Annotated in this window: 20 protein-coding genes and 2 pseudogenes; 5 read left to right on the forward strand and 17 right to left on the reverse strand. The window is 56.0% G+C overall.

Annotated elements, in window-relative coordinates; genetic code table 11:
- Window positions 1–176 precede the first annotated feature (176 nt).
- A complete protein-coding gene (locus tag Q0M74_RS05985; protein WP_293952444.1) occupies window positions 177–452 on the reverse strand; it encodes a three-helix bundle dimerization domain-containing protein in 276 nt (91 codons plus the stop codon).
- 381 nt (window positions 453–833) lie between these two features.
- Between Q0M74_RS05985 and Q0M74_RS05990 the strand changes: the two genes are divergently transcribed.
- Both Q0M74_RS05990 and Q0M74_RS05995 read left to right on the forward strand, forming a co-directional pair.
- Entirely contained in the window at window positions 834–1829 is a 996-nt protein-coding gene (locus Q0M74_RS05990) for a hypothetical protein (protein WP_293952446.1), read from the forward strand.
- Window positions 1830–1933: 104 nt separating this feature from the next.
- A complete protein-coding gene (locus Q0M74_RS05995; protein WP_366087916.1) occupies window positions 1934–3490 on the forward strand; it encodes a lamin tail domain-containing protein in 1557 nt (518 codons plus the stop codon).
- Between the two features lie 359 nt (window positions 3491–3849).
- Here the strand turns inward: Q0M74_RS05995 and Q0M74_RS06000 are convergent, their stop codons facing one another.
- The 5 genes from Q0M74_RS06000 to lepA form a co-directional block, all read right to left on the reverse strand.
- Entirely contained in the window at window positions 3850–4389 is a 540-nt protein-coding gene (locus Q0M74_RS06000; protein ID WP_293952448.1) for a CAP domain-containing protein, read from the reverse strand.
- Between the two features lie 326 nt (window positions 4390–4715).
- Window positions 4716–6032 carry a TRAP transporter large permease gene (locus tag Q0M74_RS06005; protein ID WP_293952450.1) on the reverse strand — a complete coding sequence of 439 codons (1317 nt, stop codon included), beginning with the start codon at window positions 6030–6032 and terminating at the stop codon, window positions 4716–4718.
- Window positions 6032–6610, reverse strand: a complete 579-nt coding sequence (locus tag Q0M74_RS06010; RefSeq protein ID WP_293952452.1) for a TRAP transporter small permease — start codon at window positions 6608–6610, stop codon at window positions 6032–6034. Before Q0M74_RS06010 ends, Q0M74_RS06005 begins: the two co-directional genes overlap by 1 nt.
- On the reverse strand, window positions 6607–7656 hold the full coding sequence (locus Q0M74_RS06015) for a TRAP transporter substrate-binding protein (protein ID WP_293952454.1): 1050 nt from the start codon (window positions 7654–7656) through the stop codon (window positions 6607–6609). The genes Q0M74_RS06010 and Q0M74_RS06015 overlap by 4 nt, the downstream gene beginning before the upstream one ends.
- An 829-nt stretch (window positions 7657–8485) precedes the next feature.
- Entirely contained in the window at window positions 8486–10333 is a 1848-nt protein-coding gene (lepA, locus tag Q0M74_RS06020; protein ID WP_293952456.1) for a translation elongation factor 4, read from the reverse strand.
- Window positions 10334–10661: 328 nt separating this feature from the next.
- Here lepA and Q0M74_RS06025 point away from each other — a divergent pair, with 328 nt between their 5' ends.
- Entirely contained in the window at window positions 10662–11285 is a 624-nt protein-coding gene (locus Q0M74_RS06025; RefSeq protein WP_293952458.1) for a type II toxin-antitoxin system PemK/MazF family toxin, read from the forward strand.
- A 243-nt stretch (window positions 11286–11528) separates the two neighbouring features.
- On the forward strand, window positions 11529–11792 hold the full coding sequence (gene rpsT / locus Q0M74_RS06030; RefSeq protein ID WP_293952461.1) for a 30S ribosomal protein S20: 264 nt from the start codon (window positions 11529–11531) through the stop codon (window positions 11790–11792).
- Window positions 11793–11872: 80 nt separating this feature from the next.
- Here the strand turns inward: rpsT and Q0M74_RS06035 are convergent, their stop codons facing one another.
- From Q0M74_RS06035 to Q0M74_RS06045, 3 genes and pseudogenes are all read right to left on the reverse strand, one after another.
- Window positions 11873–12547 (reverse strand): LysE family translocator, encoded by a 675-nt coding sequence (locus Q0M74_RS06035; RefSeq protein ID WP_293952463.1) that lies wholly within the window; start codon window positions 12545–12547, stop codon window positions 11873–11875.
- Window positions 12548–12551: 4 nt separating this feature from the next.
- Window positions 12552–12953 carry an ankyrin repeat domain-containing protein gene (locus Q0M74_RS06040; protein WP_293952465.1) on the reverse strand — a complete coding sequence of 134 codons (402 nt, stop codon included), beginning with the start codon at window positions 12951–12953 and terminating at the stop codon, window positions 12552–12554.
- 40 nt (window positions 12954–12993) lie between these two features.
- Window positions 12994–13344: pseudogene (locus Q0M74_RS06045) on the reverse strand (DDE-type integrase/transposase/recombinase); the annotation flags it as partial.
- Between the two features lie 503 nt (window positions 13345–13847).
- Between Q0M74_RS06045 and Q0M74_RS06050 the strand changes: the two are divergent.
- On the forward strand, window positions 13848–14096 hold the full coding sequence (locus Q0M74_RS06050) for an integrase core domain-containing protein (protein WP_293952483.1): 249 nt from the start codon (window positions 13848–13850) through the stop codon (window positions 14094–14096).
- Between the two features lie 78 nt (window positions 14097–14174).
- Here the strand turns inward: Q0M74_RS06050 and holA are convergent, their stop codons facing one another.
- The 8 genes and pseudogenes from holA to Q0M74_RS06090 form a co-directional block, all read right to left on the reverse strand.
- Window positions 14175–15161 (reverse strand): DNA polymerase III subunit delta, encoded by a 987-nt coding sequence (holA, locus tag Q0M74_RS06055; RefSeq protein WP_293952467.1) that lies wholly within the window; start codon window positions 15159–15161, stop codon window positions 14175–14177.
- A 16-nt stretch (window positions 15162–15177) separates the two neighbouring features.
- Complete coding sequence (locus Q0M74_RS06060) at window positions 15178–16824, reverse strand: ComEC/Rec2 family competence protein (protein WP_293952469.1); 1647 nt, start codon at window positions 16822–16824, stop codon at window positions 15178–15180.
- On the reverse strand, window positions 16821–17507 hold the full coding sequence (locus Q0M74_RS06065) for a ComEA family DNA-binding protein (protein WP_293952471.1): 687 nt from the start codon (window positions 17505–17507) through the stop codon (window positions 16821–16823). Before Q0M74_RS06065 ends, Q0M74_RS06060 begins: the two co-directional genes overlap by 4 nt.
- Window positions 17508–17638: 131 nt before the next feature.
- Window positions 17639–18463 carry a DegV family protein gene (locus Q0M74_RS06070; RefSeq protein WP_293952473.1) on the reverse strand — a complete coding sequence of 275 codons (825 nt, stop codon included), beginning with the start codon at window positions 18461–18463 and terminating at the stop codon, window positions 17639–17641.
- An 80-nt stretch (window positions 18464–18543) separates the two neighbouring features.
- Window positions 18544–19260 (reverse strand): histidine phosphatase family protein, encoded by a 717-nt coding sequence (locus tag Q0M74_RS06075; protein ID WP_293952475.1) that lies wholly within the window; start codon window positions 19258–19260, stop codon window positions 18544–18546.
- Between the two features lie 27 nt (window positions 19261–19287).
- Window positions 19288–19761, reverse strand: a complete 474-nt coding sequence (rsfS, locus tag Q0M74_RS06080) for a ribosome silencing factor (RefSeq protein WP_293952477.1) — start codon at window positions 19759–19761, stop codon at window positions 19288–19290.
- A gap of 220 nt (window positions 19762–19981) precedes the next feature.
- The gene (nadD, locus tag Q0M74_RS06085) at window positions 19982–20605 is read right to left on the reverse strand and encodes a nicotinate-nucleotide adenylyltransferase (protein ID WP_293952479.1); all 624 of its coding nucleotides are present in this window, start codon (window positions 20603–20605) and stop codon (window positions 19982–19984) included.
- A gap of 22 nt (window positions 20606–20627) precedes the next feature.
- Window positions 20628–21092 (reverse strand): annotated as a pseudogene (locus tag Q0M74_RS06090) (hypothetical protein); the annotation flags it as partial.

Here is a 21092-nt window from a genome sequence, read left to right on the forward strand (position 1 = left end):
CATCGTGCTCATCGGTGCTATGAAAACCGCGGATATCAGCCAAGAATTTATGCCCCAGGTGCAGGTCTGAGGTAAACCACGTCGTAGCCATGCGCGCCAGTCTAGCGTTCCGACAAAAGCCTGAGGGCGGATACACCATTGTGGTGTATCCGCCCTTCAAACATTAAAGGCTTGTGTTAAGCAGCCATTCCGCCACGGTTGAGGGCGATGAAATCAAGCAGGCCGCTATCGACGGTGCCAGCAATTGACTGCAGTGCAGCGGTTGCTTCCCTGTCGATGAAGATCTTGCTGAACATCGTGACCTTAGCGTCACGGTTCGCTGCGATCGAGTCCAGTACCCGATCAACAGTCTTAGGCTCGACGAGGCCGTCGAAGCGTGCGTGCAGGTCCTCGCGGACGCTCCACAGGTGATCAAACTTGATCTCGCGGAGTACGTTGTTCTTGATAGCCATTGTCGTTTCCTTTCTGTTCCCGAGGGAGTTAACTCTTGAACCCCCGGCTGTTTACCTAACGTTAACCTTAATTCATCTAAGTGCAATCTACAATAACTGGGCCCGTGCCGGTAATGGGTTTGGGCCAACTAATTGACAGACACCCCCGAACCTTTGCTAGCAAAATATAAATACCCAAGAATAGGAAACTGCAAAAGCCCAGGTCAGGTCCGCCGGCAACGCAACAGATGAGATGCATGTCACGGAAGTGGTGCGGGGTGACTGAAAACACCCCCGTCTATGAATAATACTCTCTGGTCAGAGCTTTTCGTTCATATTTTCGGCTTGATACCTATGCTGGCAAGCAGGAATTCATTCACAGTTTGAGCAACAGGAGATGGTATGAAGGACTTCGAAACCACCATCGACCGCATCCGCAGGGAGCAGGACCCCGCGTCCCGAGGTCGCATTGAGCAGTTCATCGTGGAAATTGTTCGTACCCTGCCCAACCTGACCACCAAGCAGGCAGCGTCACTTTCCATCCAGCTTCTGGAGGCACTGCAATTCGCAGATTCCTCAGGAGGCCCCTCAACCAGCTCCCCTGTCACACAGGCCGGTGATTTCAACTCACTGGCAGAAATGACCACGGACCTCGAGGTGCGCAGCGACGCCGAGTGGAGCTCCTTTGGGTTTCACCCGGTAGATACAGCCCACCCCCTCATGGTGGCGATTCCTCAGATTGAGATCTTTTATCTCCGCTCTGATGTCGCTGCTGATGATCCGAAAGCCTCCGCTCCCGATTTTCAAAAAAATCAGGAGCTCTGGCGCAACCGTCTTGGTTCCGCCACCGAGGAAAACCTCATCTATAAGGAGTTCACCGGTCCTGGCAATGCCGAGCGTGCGGTTCAGATGCTCGGGAATCTCTGGAAGAACGGCATCGTGGTCACCAGGAACACCAAGAGCAAACTTGGTTTCTGCGATGTGATCAACACTCCCGAGGCTGGTGAAAAGCCCTTCCCACTCATGAGTGAGGAAAACTGCTGGTACCACATCCAGATTTCTGAAAGCCTCGGTGAGAATCAGGTGCCAGAGATTATCCGCTGTGTTGCAGAGATCTTCTGCGGTTATCACCCTCAGGTCTGGGAAACAGATCCGATGCCGTCCGGGAAGCTACGCATCCAGGAATCAGAGGCCGCCACCTATATTGCCTTGGCACGTCTCGGACTACCGGATAGAACTGGCAATACCGCCTGGTCCAATAGTTATATCTCCTCTCATCCACTATCATCTGCATTCCGCTGGGACATCGTTCTGGAAGCATCACACCAGGTGGAAAACCTCCTCAGGGGAGATACTGTGGCTGTTACCGCAGTGGATCAGTCAAATCCCACTGCATAATTTCCGCATTAATCAACAGTTCATCCAAATATAAGAAGGCGCTTACCCACTCAACCTATTGTTCGTGTGTCCCTCCCACGAAGAATCTTGTGAAAGTAGTTGACGTGAAGAAGCGCCTTCTCATTGTTGTACCCATGGCCCTGGCCATATCCCTTGCCCCACTTCCCCTCGCCCATGCGGAAACGCTGTCCGACGTTGTGATTAATGAAGTCGAGTCCAACGGTGATCCAATTGGCGATTGGATTGAGCTGGCCAATACCGACACGACCAATTCTGTTGACATCTCCGGGTGGTCTTTTGTAGACAATGACCCCACCCACGAACCTTATGTCTTCCCGGAAGGAACCATCATTGAATCCGGTGGCTATATCTCCTTCTACACCGAAGACACTGGGGAGTTCGGCCTGGGTGGCAAAGACTCGGTGACCTTGTTTGATGCCGCTGGTGAGATCGTGGACTTCACCGAGTGGAATGGGCACGCGGACACCACCTGGGGCCGCGTTCCTGACATGAGTGGAGACTTCGCGGTCACCGGCAAACCCACCAAGGACGGAATCAACCTGGAAGCAGGAGAGAGGGAGCCCATCGCCAACGCGGAACTACCTTTCCATAACATCGAGGTAAAGCACCTCGACCTGGGTGAAAACTTCGTGGTTGAGGATATGTCCGGAGCTGACTTCGACAGTGAAGGTCAGGCATGGATAGTCAACAATGATGCTGGGGATATCTACCTGCTTGACCATGATCTTGATACCGACACCTACTCCCCTGCCGGGCACTGGCAGGTCACCTACCCCGATGGAAGCGGCACACCAGACGGCGAAGGCATCACCGTCGCCACTGATGGCTCCATCTACCTGGCCACCGAACGCAATAACGAGGATAAGGATTCTTCTCGCCCGTCCATCCTCCGTTTTGATGCCCCGAACGGTGCCGACGGAATTCTCACAGCAACCGACGAGTGGAACCTTTCCGACTTCACCGGTGTGATTGGGGCAAATTCCGGGCTCGAGACCATCGCACAGATCGAGGAGACGATCTTCGCCGTAGGCGTTGAAGGTACGGGCGAAATCATCGTCGTTGACCTGGCGTCTGAAACACCTGTTCAGATTCAGACCTTCCAGTCCGAGGTTCAGGGCGTGATGGCCCTGGACTATAACGCAGAGTCCCGCTTACTCCACGTACTGTGCGATGAGGTCTGCGAAGGAGCATCACAATTCCTCACCTGGAACGGTACCGAATTCACAGCAGCAGATGACAATATCTACGCCCGTCCTGCCCAGTTGGGCAACTTCGCCAATGAAGGCTTCGCCTCCTACACAGCTGTAGGTGAATGCACCGACGGTGAGCAGCTCACCTATGCCAACTACCTGTGGGCAGATGATTCGGTCAATGGTGGGATCAGCCTGCGTTCAGGCCAGGAAGTCACCGATATCCTCAAATGCGACACAGATGTCAATGGTGATGATGAGGTTACTGATGAGGATCGCCATAGAGGTCAGGGAAGCAGCAATGGTTCTTCCGGTTTTGCTGCAGGTAGTGTCGCCGGATCTCTAGCGACCGGAATCTTCGGTGCAGTCAGTGTCATGGGTGTGGTTGGTGGACTCCTCAACCAGATCCTCATCGCTTTTCCTGCGTTGAAGAACTACATCCGTTTCTAAAATTTCAGCGGTGATTCGCCATCACAATGACCCCTGCCCTACACACTGATGTGTGTAGGGCATCAGGGCTTCTTTTTGTGTTTAGTTCCTCATGAAAGTCAGGGGGAAATTAATCCTCAGGTTTCCCTCAGTCTTTCAACAAACAATGGGGACCTAAGATCTCAGCGCCCTTAATAAGGATGACTGGGGTGCTGCATACTGAAGGATCCGGGGAAGCCGTTTCCCCTTATATAGGTGACACCTTCTAAGGAATCAAGGGCATAAATGAGAAAAAATAAGACCCGACTTTAAAGTCGGGTCTTATTATCAGAAAATCAGTAGTTAACTGAACTTTTCTCAGGTTCTATCAGCCTGCCGGACTACCAGGCTGGGTGCCCCTTGCTGTTCTGAGGACCAGAAGGCTCCCACAAGCCACGGAAGACCACTGCATAAGTTCCGTTGCCACGCTCAACCACACCGACCCCGCCATGGGTGATCTGAGGGTTGAGCATATTACGGTTATGCCCATCGGAGTTCTTCCACAAGCCTACGGCACGTTCAGCAGAGATGGAGTAGGCAACATTTTCAAAGAAGTTTCCGCCCTCTGGATGACTGGCCGGCTTCCCGGTGTCAGCAAGATGTTGCCCCCATTCACGTGCACCTTTAGTGAATCCATTGTCCTGAGCGATTGCTGCGACGCCATGTTCTGCGCGGTAGGCATTGATCTGATTGAGGACCATCGCCTCCGCCTGTGACGCGTTCGTGGACACTGCGTAAGGAGCAACATTTTGAACAGTTGTGCCGATACCAGATGAACTGAATGCCTGCGCAGGGGATGCAACCACTGCCTGGACCCCTGCTGCGGCGATGAGTGCTGTCGCTGCCATTGCTCCGGCCTTCTTGATTTTGATGCTGTTCATTTTGTATCCCCTTCTGGAATGTTCCCCGAACTGTTTCTGTTAATCCTAAGCGTATCCTTAAGGCTTCATAAGCGCTAGCCTCAATATCGCACGGAAGCACTTCACATACCCAATGGTCACGCACTTATACTGGTAAAAGCGTTTTTGATAGTACCTAATAACTATATGAGACTTTCGCCACATATGATTGAAGATACCTTTTAGACCCATAGGTGGGATTGACAACGTTTAATAACGACTGAGCCCGGACTCCCCCTCACAAGGGGAAAATCCGGGCTTAGTCGTTATTAAGGTTCAGAGCTTCTTCTAGAAGGCTCTCACGGCGTCTATCCTGCGCTCACCAGTCCCATGACTGTTGGCAACCACATTGAGATCGCTGGAATGAAGGCAACCAGGAACAGGGCGATGAGGATCGCACCCAGATATGGCCACAGTCGGCCGATAACTGATTCCACCCGTAGTCCCGCCACCTGGGAACCAACGAAGAGTACATTGCCCACAGGAGGTGTGATCACACCGACGGACAGGTTCATCACGACCATGGCGCCGAAGTGGACAGGGTCCACGCCGAGCTCCATGACCACTGGCAGGAAGATCGGAACAAAGATCAGGATGGCCGGGGTCGGATCCATGACTGTACCGATCAGGAGCAGGATGACCATCATGATCAAGAGGATGACAACCTTGGAATCAGACACTGCCAGTAGACCGTCAGAAATCATCTGCGGGATGCGGGCAAACGCCATGACCCAGGACAGAGCCGCGGAGACAGCGATCAGCATCATCACGATTGAGGTCGTGCGGGTCGCGCGAAGCAGGATATCCGGAAGGTCCTTCACTTTGATCGCACCGTAGGCGAAACCAAGAACGAGACAGTAGACAACTGCGATGGAGGCAGACTCGGTTGGGGTGAACCAGCCGAGCAGGATTCCTCCGACCACGATGAAGATCATCATCATGGAGGGGAAAGCACGCCAGATGATGAGCATCGCCTGGGAGAAAGTCGGGTGCTCAGAAGCACGCTTGTAGTTCTCCCTACGTGCCAGCAGGGTTCCCACAATGGCGACTGCAAGCAGCCACAGCAGACCAGGGCCAACGCCGGCCATGAACAGGGCGGCAATGGAGGTCGACGACACCAGGGAGTAGACGATGAAGGTGTTCGATGGCGGGATGAGCATTCCGGCTGGTGCGGAGGCGACGTTCACCGCTGCGGAATAGGCCCTGGAGTATCCTTCTTCTCTCATCTTCGGGGTCATGACTGTACCCACGGCGGATGCAGCAGCCACGGCGGCACCGGAGACGGCACCAAACATGCCGTTGGCGGCGATGTTGGTGTTGGCCATGGCGGCGGGCATACGTCCGACAAGCACCTTGGCTGCGTCAATGAGTCTGGTGGCGATACCACCGGAGTTCATCAATGAACCGGCCAGGACGAAGAAGGGGATGGCAAGAAGGGTGAATGAGTTGGTTCCGGTGAACATTCGCTGTGTAACCGCCTGCGCGGCATTCTCCGGGCCAAGTACGGCCATAGCGGCGATCAGGGAGGGAAGTCCGATGGCGATTGCGATTGGAACAGAGGCAATGATCAAGACGACGATGCCGATCAGGAGGATCAGCGCGGCAACAGCTGCTGGTGACAACATCAGGAGTTCTTCCTTTCAGCGGTGAGTGCTTCAGGATGCTCGGGGTCATGGCCCTCGAGTTCCTCCATGTGGAGAGGTTCATCAGATTCATCAACCTCCGGGTAGGCAGGTTCCTTACCGGTGGCCACAGCGATCAGATCTATCACCGCGAAGATCGCGATGAACACGCCAGCAATCGGGATGATCACATAGACCCAGCCAAGGGTCAGTGGCAGCGCGGTCATCTGCTGGTTCCAGGCAATGGAGGAGGCAAGATAGCCTCCCCAAATCATGGCGAGCACAGCAAAGAGGACGACGATGATCTGGGCGATCACCTGGAGGATGCGCTGCCCAGCCAGAGGAAGCTTACGGGCGATGAAGTCAACGGCGATATGGCCGCGTTCCCCGAAGAGGAAGGCACTGCCGGAAAAGGACAACCAGACGAAGAGGATCTTGGACAGTTCCTCAGACCAGGTGGAAGGGTCGTTGAGAACCTGACGGGAGAAGACTTGCCAGACCGTGACGCAGACCAGAATCGCGAAGAGAATGACACTGATGGTGCCCAGAACCCTGGTCAACATGTTCTTGAAGGCGATCATGATGAGGCCCCCTCAGAATCAGTGTCAGCGGCCCGAACAGCATCGTAGAGTTCACGCTGGAAGTCATTGCTAAGGAATTCATCCTTGATCGGTGCCAGTGCGGCATCGAATGCCGCTCTGTCCACCTGAATGAATTCCGAACCTTCAGACTTAGCCTGTTCGATGACGGCATCGGTCTCTGAATTCCACAAATCGGTGTGCTCAGTCATGGCCTCGTCCCACTCTTCCAGGAAGAGTTCACGATCAGCATCAGTCATGGCTTCCAGGAGATCATGGCGCATGACCATGTAGTCCAGGCCCACGAGGTGCTGGGTATTGCTGTGGAATGGTGCCACTTCATTATGGTTCTGGGTGACATAACTGACTTCGTTGTTTTCTGCACCATCAAGAACACCGGACTGGATTGCTGTGTAGACCTCACCGTATGACAGTGGCGTGGCTGAACCGCCCATGAGTTCAATCATGCGGATGTGCATGGCTGATTCTTGGACACGGATCTTCTTGCCAGCCAGATCTGCCGGGGTAACCACCTTGGTGTCACTGGTGTAGAGGTTTCGGGTGCCCTGGGTGAAACCACCGATGACGGAGATGTTGTCTGATTCCTCAAGGCTTTCAAACAGTGGGGCCATGAGGTCCTGGTCCCGGATGACATCCATCTGGTGGTCAATCGAGGTGAAGGTGGTGGGCATGTTGAGGACCTGGAAATCCTTGTTCATGTTTTCCAGCTGGGTGCCTGAGACAATGGCCATCTCAATCGCACCGGATTTCACAAACTGCAGCACTTCCTGCTGGGAGCCGAGCTGTTCGTTGGGGAACACCTCGATCTTCCAGCGGCCGTCAGTTTCTTCCTCAAAACGGTTGGACAGATTATCCAGAGCAATATAGCTGGGGTGGGTTTCAGCCTGATTGAGGGCGAGTTTGATGTAGGTTGTCTTTCCTTCATCACCAACAGCCGAGAGATCAAGCCCACCCAGGTCGGCGCAGGATGTCAGACCGAAGCTGGCTACCGCCAGAAGGCTGACCATTGCGGGGGCGCGGGTTCGCATAGGGGTCTTCTCCAAATCTATATGGAAGGTGCTGCGCTAAAACTTAAAATCGCATGCAACTTTTGCGTAAGCCTTGAACACAACGTGGACCAGACTTTCCAATGGCCCTACCTGGACGATTCCGCATGACATCGGCACGAATATGGAATGACCATTGATTGTGGGCAGAATAACAGAATCTGACTTTGGGTAGCACCATTCACCTAAGTGAACTTTGGCGAACATGGAAAACACGGAGGGCGCCACCCCAATAAAGGGTTAGATACGATCATTTAGAACGACCGTATTGCCCGGTCATCACCATGGAAAGCATAACTTCCAACCCTGTCGCTTCCCCGCCCCTTAAAACGCACCTCCCCCTACATAATTTTCAAAGAAAAAGTAACCCTCTCAGCAAAATATCAGTTTTCTTTGGTGACACCAGAACCGTGCTCCCCTCGCCACCCCACGAAGAATCAGCGCATGCTGTCGGAACAAAGGCTTATCGTCGCTTACCTTCTTAGCGTGATCAATTTCCCGGTGTCGCTATCCCCTTCCGTTTCTAGCCGGAGGAACTCCCACATCAACCACACGATCAGAGCCACTTCGCCAATGATAGTCATCGTGGATACTTCTACTTTGACGATGAAACCCCCAGTGCCACTACCGAATCAAAGATACAACCTAGTCCAGCGACCAGCAGGAGAATGCCCACCCCATCTCAGCTGGCTACTTTCTGCCTGCTTCATGCTGATCACACCGAGAAGCATCAGATGATAAAACAAAGAGCTTTCCGACGCTCCCTGCGCGCAAGCACAGGTCGTCGAAAAGCTCTTTGGTGTAGCGGGGCCTACTCCTCGTCGGTAGACAGCGCCGCGACGAATGCTTCCTGTGGAACTTCTACGGAACCAATGTTCTTCATGCGCTTCTTACCGGCCTTCTGCTTCTCCAGCAGCTTGCGCTTACGGGAGATATCGCCGCCATAACACTTAGCCAGAACATCCTTGCGCAGGGCGCGAACATTCTCACGGGCGATGATCTTCGCACTGATCGCCGCCTGGATCGGCACCTCGAACTGCTGGCGCGGGATCAGAGACTTCAGCTTCACAGTCATCTTGTTGCCGTACCACTGCGCGTTGTCACGGTGAACAATCGCGGAGAAGGCATCTACCGGCTCGCCTTGGAGGAGGATATCCACCTTGACCAGGTCGGCCGCTTGCTCGCCAGCTTCCTCGTAGTTGAGGGAGGCATAGCCCTTGGTGCGGGACTTCAGCATGTCGAAGAAGTCGAAGATGATCTCACCGAGCGGCATCGTATAACGCAGCTCAACACGGTCCTCTGACAGATAATCCATGCCACCCATCTGGCCACGTTTGGTCTGACAGAGTTCCATGGTCGGGCCGACGAACTCAGCCGGCACGATGATGGTGACCTTGACAATAGGCTCGTAGATCTCGCGCAGCTTGCCGCCTGGCCAGTCAGACGGGTTGTGCACGAAGTGCTCCTTGCCTGCCTCGTCAACAACGCGGTAGTTCACCGAGGGTGCCGTGGAAATCAGGTCCAGATCAAATTCGCGCTCCAGGCGATCACGGGTGATCTCCATGTGGAGCAGACCCAGGAAGCCACAACGGAAACCGAAGCCCAGAGCAACAGAAGTTTCTGGCTCATAGGTCAGGGAAGCGTCATTGAGCTGCAGCTTCTCCAGTGCGTCACGTAGATCGGGGAAGTCAGCCTGGGAGATCGGGAAGAGTCCCGAGTACACCATCGGTGTTGGTTCCTTATAGCCCTGCAGGGCTTCTTCAGCACCGCGGACTGCGGAGGTGACGGTATCGCCCACCTTGGACTGGCGGACATCCTTCACACCGGTGATGAGATAACCGACCTCGCCGGGGCCCAGTCCGTCACATTTCTTCGGAGTCGGACTCACTATGCCGATCTCCAGCAGCTCATGGGTGGCTCCGGTGGACATCATGGTGATCTTCTGACGGGGGGTCAGCTTACCATCCATGACACGGATATAAGTGACCACGCCACGGTAGGTGTCATATACCGAGTCGAAGATCATCGCACGTGGTGGGGCGTCCTCGGAGACTCCGCGGGATGGGGACGGGATGAGCTCCACGACCTTATCCAGCAGTTCTGGGACACCGACACCGGTCTTGCCGGAGACACGCAGGACATCCTCCGGTTCACAGCCGATGATGTTGGCGATCTCCAGGGCGTACTTGTCCGGATCTGCGGCAGGCAGGTCAATCTTGTTGAGCACAGGAATGATCTCGAGATCATTTTCCATGGCCAGGTACAGGTTGGCCAGGGTCTGAGCTTCAATGCCCTGAGCGGCGTCAACCAGGAGAATCGCACCCTCACAGGCTTCAAGTGCACGGGAGACCTCGTAGGTGAAGTCAACGTGGCCCGGAGTGTCAATCATCTGCATGACGATTTCCTGGCCCTTGTACTCACCTGTGAGTGGAACCCACGGCAGGCGGACGTTCTGCGCCTTGATGGTGATACCGCGCTCGCGCTCGATATCCATGCTGTCCAGGTACTGCGCACGCATGTCACGAGCATCCACAACGTTTGAAAGCTGGAGGATGCGGTCGGCTAGCGTCGACTTACCGTGGTCAATGTGGGCGATGATGCAGAAGTTACGGATCATGGATGGATCTGTAAAAGTCTTTTCTGCAAATTTCTCTGCCATATGCGTCAGGGGTCCCTTCAATTAAATAACGCCCCACACTCTACCTGAGCGACCGCCTACAGCTAAACAGCCTTGGAGGATTCCCAGAATACGTCTTTTCCTGGGACAACAGTACCCAGGGTGGGATGAGTTGGAAATAAAAGAGCAGGGGTCAACCTAAGGGCCAGAATACCCACATCCACCACCCCCGTGTGACGTAACACATAAACGCTGTTTGCGATATTACAAAGTAGATCACACAATAGGCTTAAGGGTTGAAGCAACGTCCCTGCCCTCGCGGACGTCACCTCAACTATCTGAGCAACACGGCTAGAAAACCAGGTGAGAAATGAGCTCCACGCTTGCACGCAAAACCGAAGGCGAAGGTCACTCCCGTGACCCGAAGCCCGGGGCATTCAAGCGTCTGTTCCGGTTTCTCACCCAGCCGCAGAAAACCAAAGTCGATGAAAGTCTTGCCATCATCCGTGACGGCCTGGGCATTGATGAACATCAGACCCCCTCAGACCAGCATGATCTCTCCCGCCTGCCCGGCCCCCAGGGAATCCACGCCCCCACTGAAATCAGCGTTTCCCCCACGGAATCCATGGCACGCCCCATCTTCTACGCTCCGGACATGGATGGTCAAGCCGACCCTGGTGAGGTTGTCTGGATCTGGGCTCCTGCCGATGGCGTCGGCAATCCTCCACGTGAACGGGCCATGGTTGTTGTCGGGCGAACCCGCTCCACCATTCTCGGCCTGTTGATCTCATGCAATCCGGAGCATCGGAGCGATGAGGACTGGATCGATATCGGTTCCGGGGTCTGGGATGAGCGTGGCCGCCAGAGCTGGGTCCGCCTCGACCGCATCTTGGAAGTCTCTGAACTGGGCACCCGCAGACAGGGAACGGTCCTTCCCCGGGGTCGTTTTGAGCGTATCGCCAACCGTCTCAACAATGACTTCGGCTGGGCTTAAAGCATGACCGCAATCCCCTGCTCCCGGCCCAGGGCATCTGTCTTTGTTAATTCACCCACGCAGGTGATAGCCTTTTAGGCTGTTGTCCATTTCCGGAAACAGCACAATAAGCATGCGGGCAGGACCTTGGGTTCGCAGCGGATGGTGCCGAGTAATTTCAGGCTCAGGCCAGGAATTGCGGGAGAAATGTCCCAGGATCTGGTTTGTACACAACTTTAACTAGAAAGTTCAAGAGGTATCACGATGGCAAACATCAAGTCTCAGATCAAGCGTAACAAGACCAACGAGAAGGCACGTCTGCGTAACCAGACTGTCCGCTCCTCCGTCCGCACCGAGATCCGTAAGTTCCACGCTGCAATCGACGCTGGCGACAAGGCTGCTGCTGAAGCACAGCTGCGCACCACCTCCCGTGCACTGGACAAGGCTGTCACCAAGGGTGTCTTCCACCGCAACAACGCTGCGAACAAGAAGTCCTCTCTGGCACGTGCATTCAACAAGCTCGGCTAATTCAGCGGCTTTTAAAAACTCCTGACTGCTTCCTCATGGAATCGATCAGGAGTTTTTTTGTTTTTCTCATCTCACTTCCCTTAACCCAGGAGGAGCTGGGTGCCCCCTTCGTAGAGAAGTGTCACGCCGACGATCACGAAGACAATAGCCGCAATGCCGTCGAAGATGGGTCCAGCTCGCAGCACGGTTTTGCGGATCTTCTCCGTGGAGACGATGACGCAGAGGAAAGAAAATACCAGCCAGGTCTGCACCAGGATGGCCACGATGATGGTGGTTGCCACCATCAGGGATGGGTTGGTTGGCATCAAAGGTGCCAGGATCGCAGCGAAGTACATCACCACCTTGGGATTGGAGAGGTTGGTGGCAAGCCCCTGCCGGTATGCCTGCCCCGGGGTTCCCAATGCCGCGGCAGCATCTGGGATGGGTCTGACCTCCTCGCTGAAGCGGAAGGCCCGTGCCTGTGCCAACTCTTGGAGGGCACCACGTCCCATCTTGTAACCCATCCAGGTCAGGTAGGCGCCACCCAGGAGTTGAATCACACCGAGGATGGAGGGGTAGGTGCTCAGGAGTGTCGCCGCACCCACTACTGTCAGCGTCACCCAGACGGTGAGGCCGGTGACAATGCCGGAGACACCCATGATCGCATGGATGCGCGAACGGGTAGCTAGCCGAAGCAGGAAAAATGTATCAGGACCTGGTGAGAGACTGCCTACGATGTTGAGCAGAATCAGGGTTCCCAGTGCAGCCCAGTCCACCTGCCTATGACTCGAAGCGGATCAAAAGGTCCTCACGGCCGAACATCCGTGCTGTATCCACCGCATTCGGGGTTCCCAGGAGGGGATCTGCACCGGCAGTGATGAGACGGTCGATGATCTCATCTTCCTTCTTGAAGATTGCACCCGCCAGTGGAGACTGGTTACGGCCATTGAGTTTGTTCACATCAGCCCTGTGCTTGATCAGGACATCCAGTGCTTCACGGTTGCCGGAGTAGGCGGCGATCATGAGCAGGGAGTTGCCATCCTGGTTGGACAGGTCCGGGTCCACCCCATTTTCCAGGTAGAGATCCAGCATATGTGCTGCATCGCCACCGCCATCGCGGGTATAACCAAAGAGCCTGGTGACCAGCTCCTGAACATCATCGGGCAGTTGTGATTCCGTCATGGGTGCTCATGTTACCCGGCGCTCCGGAGACAGCCACACCAGCTACCGCGACGTTGCGCTTCAGTGAGAGATAAAAGTCCAGGGTCTGCCCACCGGTGATAATGGCGCGGTAAAGACAGCACCGCTTCCCCCCCCCGACTCGGACATAGGTCTCATCCACCTGCCAGGACCGGGCCTGCCAGTCGGATACCTGCCGGTACCACCGAGTCTGCTTGTCCAGCTCAGGGGCGTATTTCTGAACCCAGTGGTCAATCGTGGTGTGATCAACCGGCACGCCACGCTGAAGTCATCATTTCTTAGATCGCGGTAGCTCCCCCCCGTAGCGGCAGTACCACCGCACCGCCCACAGGATGATTTCACCGGGGACATGCCGACCGGAGAAGATGCCCATGGATTCGATCATTCCACGTCGATTGTTCCGTTACCCGCACTTTGCAACAGCACCATAATTACTTATTGCAGATTCCCACACACGAAATCTCTGATGCACCCAGATTTTTCACTTGCTTATTTCTTAGCTTTTTCAGGTGGCCATAAAATTAAAAACAATACGACAACTGTGAGGGCCCAGATCACATAACTTGGAGCCTCTAATTGAAAAGCAGCTAGGAGTCCGAGAACACCGAGGGTTGCCAGCACCTTTTTTATAAGATCCATTTATTTAACCCTGCCCTACTGCCATCGAACATTTTTAATATTTGATTCCCCTATTGAATCTGTGTCTAGATGGTACTCAAAAGCAATGCTCTGAGGAGCCAGAGTGGTTCCAGCACCACCTAGTGTTGACAGTGCTCTCGCGATCCATGTCCCAGGAGTCCAGATACCTGCGATCGCTGCTCTAGCTCCGAGAGTACGCCCGTATGGTCTTGTCGGGGCCGAGCTGCAGGGCTCGAGATCGGCAGTGTTGAGGACGCATTGGACAACGCGATGATGGAATCAACGAATAGGCTCTACAAGACCGAATTAATTGACCTTGACCAGAAACGCATGTGGAGGGATGCCGAGGAGGTCGAAACTTCAGACGGCCTCATGGGGGGCTATTGGTACAATCACCAGCGTCTGCACTCGTCGATCGGTGATGTTGCCCTGATTGAACACGAGCAGGACTACGAGGAATTCACCATCATCAGAAAAGCCCAATAAGGCTATTCCCCGTAGTCTCCGAAAACATCAGGCCGATTCAACACAGCCATGCAACCGGGCTGCCCCAGCATCATGATGTTAGCGTCGCGCCAACTCCGCCACCCTGCGTACGGCTGCTTCAATGGCGAATTCTGCATCACCCATCTGGCCCTTCACCGCGGCATCCAGGTCAGCCATGAGGATGACTGCCTCACTGACGGAGTCTCCAGACCAGTTGCGGGCCTGTTTGGCCACCTTTTCCACCACGAAGGGTGCCATGCCGAGCACCCCGGCCAGGCGGCCTGAATCAATGCGTCCCCGGGTGGAATACAGGCGTGCAATCTGGCCGACCTTCATACTCAGCGCCGCAGCCAGTGCCACGGGGCTGACACCCAGCTGGAGGGCCCGGCGCGTGCTGGCCACAGCCTTGGACATCTGCCCGGCGCAGGCCAGGTCGGCGATATCGAAACCGGATACTTCAGCGACACCGATGTAGTAGGCGCGGACCTTCTCCACGGTGACGTCGCCGTTGGTGTCTGCCACCAGCTGGCCCACGGCTGAGGCGAGTTCGCGGAGATCGGAGCCGACACCTTCTAAAAGTGCGTGCACGACGTCCGGGGTGACCTTGGCGTTGTGGTTTTTGAATTCCTGCATCACCCAGCCTGGGCGTTCGCGGTCTTTGAGTTTGTCTGCCTCGTGTACCACTGAGATCTTCTTCAGTTTGGTCACCATCTGTTTGGTGCGGCCGCCGCCGGAGTGCACGATGATCATGTAGATGCCCGGCGCGGGGTCGACTGCTGCCTGGAGCACGAGGTTGGCTGGGTCATGGCCTGCCTGGTCCATGTGGGTGAGTACCACCACGCGGTCTTCACCGAAGAGTGATGGGGAAAGCAGGTCCAGCAGTTCGCCTTCTGATACTTCTCCTGCGCGCATCATGGTCACGGGTAGTTCCTCCCCCTGTGGCATGGAGGATCTGATCTGTCCAATGATGTTGAGGCGTGCGCGTTCAGCGAGGAATTCATCTTCACCGAGGATGAGATGAACCATGGGAACGGGCGGGGTTATTGCTGGAGTCACGCAGTCCATCGTGCCATAAGGTTGTTTAGAATCTGCCGTCAGCTGCGTGTTGGGAACCGTCTACGTGTAGACGTACCTCGCCGTCACGGTTGGGGTACATCACGGGTATACCGTCGGGTGTTGCTGTTGGTCTGTCAGCCCGCCCACCGTGGGGGTCGGTGACGATGATCAGCTCGGTGCCGGGTGGTATGGGGTCAGCAAGCTTGTCGACGACCACGTACCCGACCTGTGTGGGATCTATCACTGCTGGCAGCCGGTTGCTGTACCACTGCATTCCCAGGGCGGCTATGAAGATCGCCGCCATGAATCGAGTGTATCCCAGGTAGATCCCGACGATGATCCAGCAGCAGCTGGTGATGACCCATAGGGTGCCGGGCAGGCCGTCACCGGTGGTGATGGTGGATACGGGAAGGTTCTGGCAGGTCTTCCCCACCTGGTGGATCCACCAGGTGAAGGGTTCCACCATTGTCAGAGGGATGATCTCCAGGCCACCGGGGAGAAGTGTCATGATCACAGCGATGAGTCCCACCACCGTCACTGGGACCACTGCCGGGGCAACCAGGACGTTGGCGATGACTGCCACCACGGAGACCCGTCCGGCCATCACCGCGATGATCGGCATGGTGACCATATCGGCAGCGATTGCCACGGCCAGGGCCCGCAGGAGAATATCCGGCCACCCGGTGGGTGCCAGTGCCCGGTACAACAGGGGAAAGAGCATGACGATCCCTGCGGTTGCCGCCACTGACAGGATGAATCCATAGTGGACCGCCAGATCAGAGTCCCAGAGGAGTAACCCGATCATGGCCAGACTGAGTCCGTGGATCGGTTCCATCCGTCGTGAGTTGATCACCGCCAGCAGCCCCACCATTCCGGTCACCGCAGCCCGCAGCACACTGGGCTCTGTTCCCACCAGGGTCACAAACACCACCAGTGCGGTCGCTGCTCCTGCCAGCTGGATCCGTGGGCCGATTGTCAGCAGTGCCAGTAGGACCATCACGGAGGTGGTCACGATGGAGACATTGGAACCACTGACAGCAGACAGGTGGGACAGTCCGGTATCAATGTAGGTCTGTTCCTCAACAGCGTCCTGGAGCCGGGTATCGCCCAGGACCATGCCCGGAAGCAGTCCCTGCGATGCCGGTCCCACATGCTGCAGCACAGCTTCCAAGAACAAGTCCCGAACCTCATTGACCCATCCTGGATATCCTCCAGGTTCCTGCACTACCTCCACTGTTGAAGTATTGACCAGCACCTCCCCCACCCCGGGGCGGTCACTACCTGTCACCCGGCCCTCCACCAGCACCCGGGTAGACCGTGCCACCTCACTGCCATCCCGTACCATCACCGGCACAGTCGCCGGATACCCCTCCACATCCAGACGGACAACGCTTCCCCCACCATCTAAAACCTTGGTGTATTCCACAGTCCCCACAATCTGTTCTGGGAATTCATAATGCTGTGCAATCTGCACCCGTTGCCATGTCACCAGGCCGGTAGCCATACCCACAGCACCCAGCAGCACCACCTGACCTATGTGTTTCAGCACCGCAGCGATAATCGCCACCAGGATGATCAGCACCAGGGCAACCCAGGGCCCCCGGGTGAGAATCACCGACAGCACCACCAGCCAGGACAACAGTGCAGCCGGAAGCAGACGAAGTTCCCTCACAACGTCACCGCATCAACCAGTTGCTCAAATTTGGACGGCCCAATACCCTTGACGTTGAGCAGATCATCCACTGAGGAAAACCCACCGTTGGCTTCCCGGTAATCAATGATCACCTGGGCAGTCTTCTCCCCCACCCCGGGAAGCGTGACTAGATCCAGCACGGTGGCACTATTAAGCGATATCTTTCCACCACCACTGTGTCCACCACCGGGCACCACAGAGCCGAAAGACTCCACCGCAGTATCAACAGGCAGGGTGCCCTGCTGTACCACCACGATCTGCACCCCATCGTCCAACACCTGTGCCAGATTCAAGGTGGATAATTCAGCATCAGGCAGAGCACCACTTGCAGCCAGGGCATCAGCAACCCGCGCACCCACCGGAAGGGTCACCAACCCCTGGTGAGTCACATGTCCCATCACCGACACCACGATGCCAGTGTCCTCCGGTCTACTGGTCACCGGGGCTGTAGGCTGCGCCAGTGCAGCCATGGTTGGCGGATCCGGAACATCCTCCTGGAGGAAAAACCACACCCCCACACCACTAGCCACCACCACAGCGACCATCACGGCATGACGCAGAGAAACAGTGAGCCGGGGCGTGGGGTACTCCACATCCAAGAGGTCCTCAGTCCCGGTTGGCCTGGTCAGGTCCTTGAGCCTGGCTGCGATATCGGGCTTCATATCTGCCCACGTTAAAACTGCCTACTCCCGGTCCCCAACCTGATCAACACCCAACCTGTGGATACTTCCACCCCATGATGCTCGCCTGTGGATAACACACAACCCCCGGTTGCATCATCACACAAACAGGTTTAACGGCGCCCAGGTTTCTCCACCGGGGTATCAACTACTTCACTGCTGAACACACAGGACACGGAAATCGCACCGGGTCCTGAGTGGACAGCCAGGGTCGGATCAAGGTCTACCAGCATGAAGCTGGAACCTTCAGGAAGGGATTCCTGAAGAAGCTGCTGCAGGGATCTGGCGGCTTCGCGGGCCTCGTTCTGGGCAATTGCCACAAAGACCGGTTCACCTTCGGCACGGATCTGAGCCAGTTCCACCAGTTTGGCAAAGGCCTTGGACTGGGTACGGGTCTTAGCTGCCATCTCCATGCGACCGTCTGAGACCCGCATGATGGGGCGGTTGGCCAGTGCTGTGGAGACCACAGCCGTGGCGGTGGAGATGCGTCCGGAACGGCGCAGCTCATCAATGCGGTGCAGATACACCCAGGTTTCAGAACGCCTGAGGGTATCCACGGCGATGCCATAACATTCTTCGAGGGAGGCACCGTCCTTGGCCAATTTTGCTGCCGCCATGGCTGCCGCCCCGACCACCATGCCCAGGGACCCGGTATCCACGATGCGGACCGCACCTTCAGTGAAGACAGCTGATGCCGTCACTGCGGCAGACCACGTGGAGGATAGTTCCTTGGAGATATGAAGTGCGAGAACACCCTGGTCCCCACCCCGCTCCAACTGGCGGGCATAAGCCGCGGCCAGTTCCAATGAGGACAGCCCGGAGGTGGATCGTTCCTCACCGTTTTGCATCACATGCAGATCAATGATGGTGATATCCAGATCATCGGCCACCTCAGCTGGCAGACACGCTGATGAATCTGTGATGACGCGAACTGCCATGACAACCCGACTTCCCTTTTCTCACTCAGGCTGAGCCCTGTGAAAGGACACAGCCATGGACCACGGACAGCGTTGAAGTTTTATGAACTGCTGGTAACACCCATGTTCCAGCCGTCAAGGTACCACTGGGCATTGCCAACATTATTGCGATCAAAGCTCGGCCCCGGTGTCTTGACCGTGGAGTTCTTCAGATCCTCCTCCGGGTTCTCACTTCCGGGGTAATAGCGTGGGCGTGCTGTCAACTGCGCCCAGCAGGTGTTACCCAGGCCAGAGAACATCGGGTACTGATCAAGGTCCAGATCCAAGAGGTTGGAGGTCAGGGCATTGATGGTGCCACCATGGGCCACCAGCAAGACGGTGCCGTTGTTCCACTCGGGGAGGTTGATCATCAGGTCATCGACAAGCTGCCTGGAACGGCGGGCCACATCCAGGCGGGACTCGCCGCCGGGCGGGGCCCACTGTGGATCATGGCGCCACTTGGCGCGCGCACCGGGATAGGTGTTATCGATTTCCTGGTGGGTTTTCGCCTGCCACTCACCCAGGTGTGTCTCACGGAGACGACGGTCCTGGGTGACCTCGGTGTCGATCAGTCCGGCCACAGCCAGCGCGGTCTTGTGGGCTCGGGTGAGATCAGAGCTGATCACGTGCACAATGTTCTGTCCAGCAAGAACCTTGGCTGCATCCTCAGCCTGACGGATGCCCAACTCAGACAGTTCAGTGTCCAGCTGCCCCTGCATGCGGGAGGTCGCATTGTATTCGGTCTGCCCATGGCGGAGCAGAATCAGGCGTCGCGTCATGATCTCATCCCCTCGTCCTAGTACTTCTTAATCGTCTTCGAAGCCGGGCTCATACTCAGCCGGCACCGGAGGCAGATCCTCAATCGAATCGATGGTGCGGATATCCGCCTCATCAGACCATGATGCAGGTCGCTGCATGGTCTCCAGGCCCTCAATCTCAATGAGCGCGCAATCGCGGTAGAGACGGTCCAGACCATAGAACTCACGCTCGGCCTGACGCTGGATGTGGATCACCAGGATGCCATAGTCCAGCAGAACCCAACGGTTCTCGCGGTTTCCTTCACGACGCTTCGGCTCATAGCCTGCCTCGGTCATCTCGGCTTCTACTTCTTGCACGATGGCGCCAACCTGGCGCTCATTGTCAGCGGAGGCCAGCACGAAGACATCGGTGATCGCCACCATGTCAGAGACATCGATGACCGCGATGTCCTCAGCGTTCTTTTCATCGGCCGCCTTGGCCGCGAGTGTGGCCAGGCGAATTGACTCATTAGTTGCAGACACAAATATCCTTAAAACTGCTGTGGGAGCCCTTCCCGAACAGGAAGAACCGACACCCTGGCTCAGAGCCTGAGCGTCAACCTCTCCCAGTTTTCCACGAAGCAGGCACTTTCACCTACTTTTGAGCTCAAGTTGAAACTTTCGTACGCATTCCACCGCTCACCAAACACCCAATATGTCTAAACCACATGCTTAAACCACAGGTGGTGGCTCAACTGTGACTTCAGTTGGGGTCTTGTACCCGGTACATCTGACGCTTGGCGATGTACTGCACTACTCCATCAGGAACCAGGTACCACACCGGATGCCCCTCACGGGCGCGCTCACGGCAGTCGGTGGATGAGATCGCCATCGCCGGGATGTCCACCAGGGATACACGATCCTTGTGCACCTCGGGGATGATGTCATCATCCAGTTCATATCCGGGACGGGTCACGCCCACAAAGTGGGCGAGATCAAACATCTTCTCCCAGTCACGCCAGGTGACAATCTGGGCCAGTGCATCCGCCCCGGTGATGAAGAACAGATCCGACTCCGGGTACTCCTCACGGATATCAGCCAGGGTATCCACCGTGTAGGTGTCTCCCCCACGTTCAATATCCACCCGTGAGACATGGAACCGTGGATTGGAAGCCGTGGCGATCACCGTCATGAGATAACGGTCCTCGGCAGGGCTGACAACCTTGTCGGCTTTCTGCCAGGGCTGGCCGGTGGGCACAAAAATCACCATGTCCAGGTTGAACCGGTCCGCCACCTCAGAACCGGCAACCAGGTGCCCATGATGGATGGGATCAAAGGTGCCACCCATGATCCCGATTTTCTGTCGGCTTCTTACCTCAGATGTCATGACCACGGAGTATATCCACTTATCACTCAGGAAGTTCCTGGATGTGGTCTGAACCGGTAGTGGCACCGGTGATCCAACCACCGACGGTGTTCAACACCTCATCATCCCACTCCTGCTCGGTGACAAAGTACTGCAGGTGTTTGCGTCCGTTACGGGGGTTTCCGGTACTCAGCTGTGCACCGGCAATCGAGGAACCACTGGCTGAGAACTGGGAGGCGGCACGGTCACAAACCACATCTGCCGGAATACAGTAGTTGATCTTGTTCGGGTGCAGAAGCTGCGCATCGGCAAGGGAGCTCATGATTCCGCCGGCAATCGGATCATGCCCGATGATGGTGGGATCCTCCATGCGAAGTTGTGGGTTGGCGATCAACAGGGATCCCACATACTGATCGCGGTCGATCAATCCCTGTTCCTGACCATCCACCACCAGGACACCCTGGGAATAACCGACGAGCAGGTATTTAGATGTGCAACCGGTCTCAGC

The sequence above is a fragment of the uncultured Corynebacterium sp. genome (assembly GCF_945649885.1).
Lineage (GTDB): Bacteria > Actinomycetota > Actinomycetes > Mycobacteriales > Mycobacteriaceae > Corynebacterium.

Coding starts and splice junctions, on each gene's coding strand:
- Q0M74_RS05985 (WP_293952444.1), bottom strand. CDS start 452: ATGGCTATCAAGAACAACGTACTCCGCGAGATCAAGTTTGATCACCTG.
- Q0M74_RS05990 (WP_293952446.1), top strand. CDS start 834: ATGAAGGACTTCGAAACCACCATCGACCGCATCCGCAGGGAGCAGGAC.
- Q0M74_RS06000 (WP_293952448.1), bottom strand. CDS start 4,389: ATGAACAGCATCAAAATCAAGAAGGCCGGAGCAATGGCAGCGACAGCA.
- Q0M74_RS06005 (WP_293952450.1), bottom strand. CDS start 6,032: ATGTTGTCACCAGCAGCTGTTGCCGCGCTGATCCTCCTGATCGGCATC.
- Q0M74_RS06010 (WP_293952452.1), bottom strand. CDS start 6,610: ATGATCGCCTTCAAGAACATGTTGACCAGGGTTCTGGGCACCATCAGT.
- Q0M74_RS06015 (WP_293952454.1), bottom strand. CDS start 7,656: ATGCGAACCCGCGCCCCCGCAATGGTCAGCCTTCTGGCGGTAGCCAGC.
- lepA (WP_293952456.1), bottom strand. CDS start 10,333: ATGGCAGAGAAATTTGCAGAAAAGACTTTTACAGATCCATCCATGATC.
- Q0M74_RS06025 (WP_293952458.1), top strand. CDS start 10,662: ATGAGCTCCACGCTTGCACGCAAAACCGAAGGCGAAGGTCACTCCCGT.
- rpsT (WP_293952461.1), top strand. CDS start 11,529: ATGGCAAACATCAAGTCTCAGATCAAGCGTAACAAGACCAACGAGAAG.
- Q0M74_RS06040 (WP_293952465.1), bottom strand. CDS start 12,953: ATGACGGAATCACAACTGCCCGATGATGTTCAGGAGCTGGTCACCAGG.
- holA (WP_293952467.1), bottom strand. CDS start 15,161: ATGGACTGCGTGACTCCAGCAATAACCCCGCCCGTTCCCATGGTTCAT.
- Q0M74_RS06065 (WP_293952471.1), bottom strand. CDS start 17,507: ATGAAGCCCGATATCGCAGCCAGGCTCAAGGACCTGACCAGGCCAACC.
- Q0M74_RS06070 (WP_293952473.1), bottom strand. CDS start 18,463: ATGGCAGTTCGCGTCATCACAGATTCATCAGCGTGTCTGCCAGCTGAG.
- Q0M74_RS06075 (WP_293952475.1), bottom strand. CDS start 19,260: ATGACGCGACGCCTGATTCTGCTCCGCCATGGGCAGACCGAATACAAT.
- nadD (WP_293952479.1), bottom strand. CDS start 20,605: ATGACATCTGAGGTAAGAAGCCGACAGAAAATCGGGATCATGGGTGGC.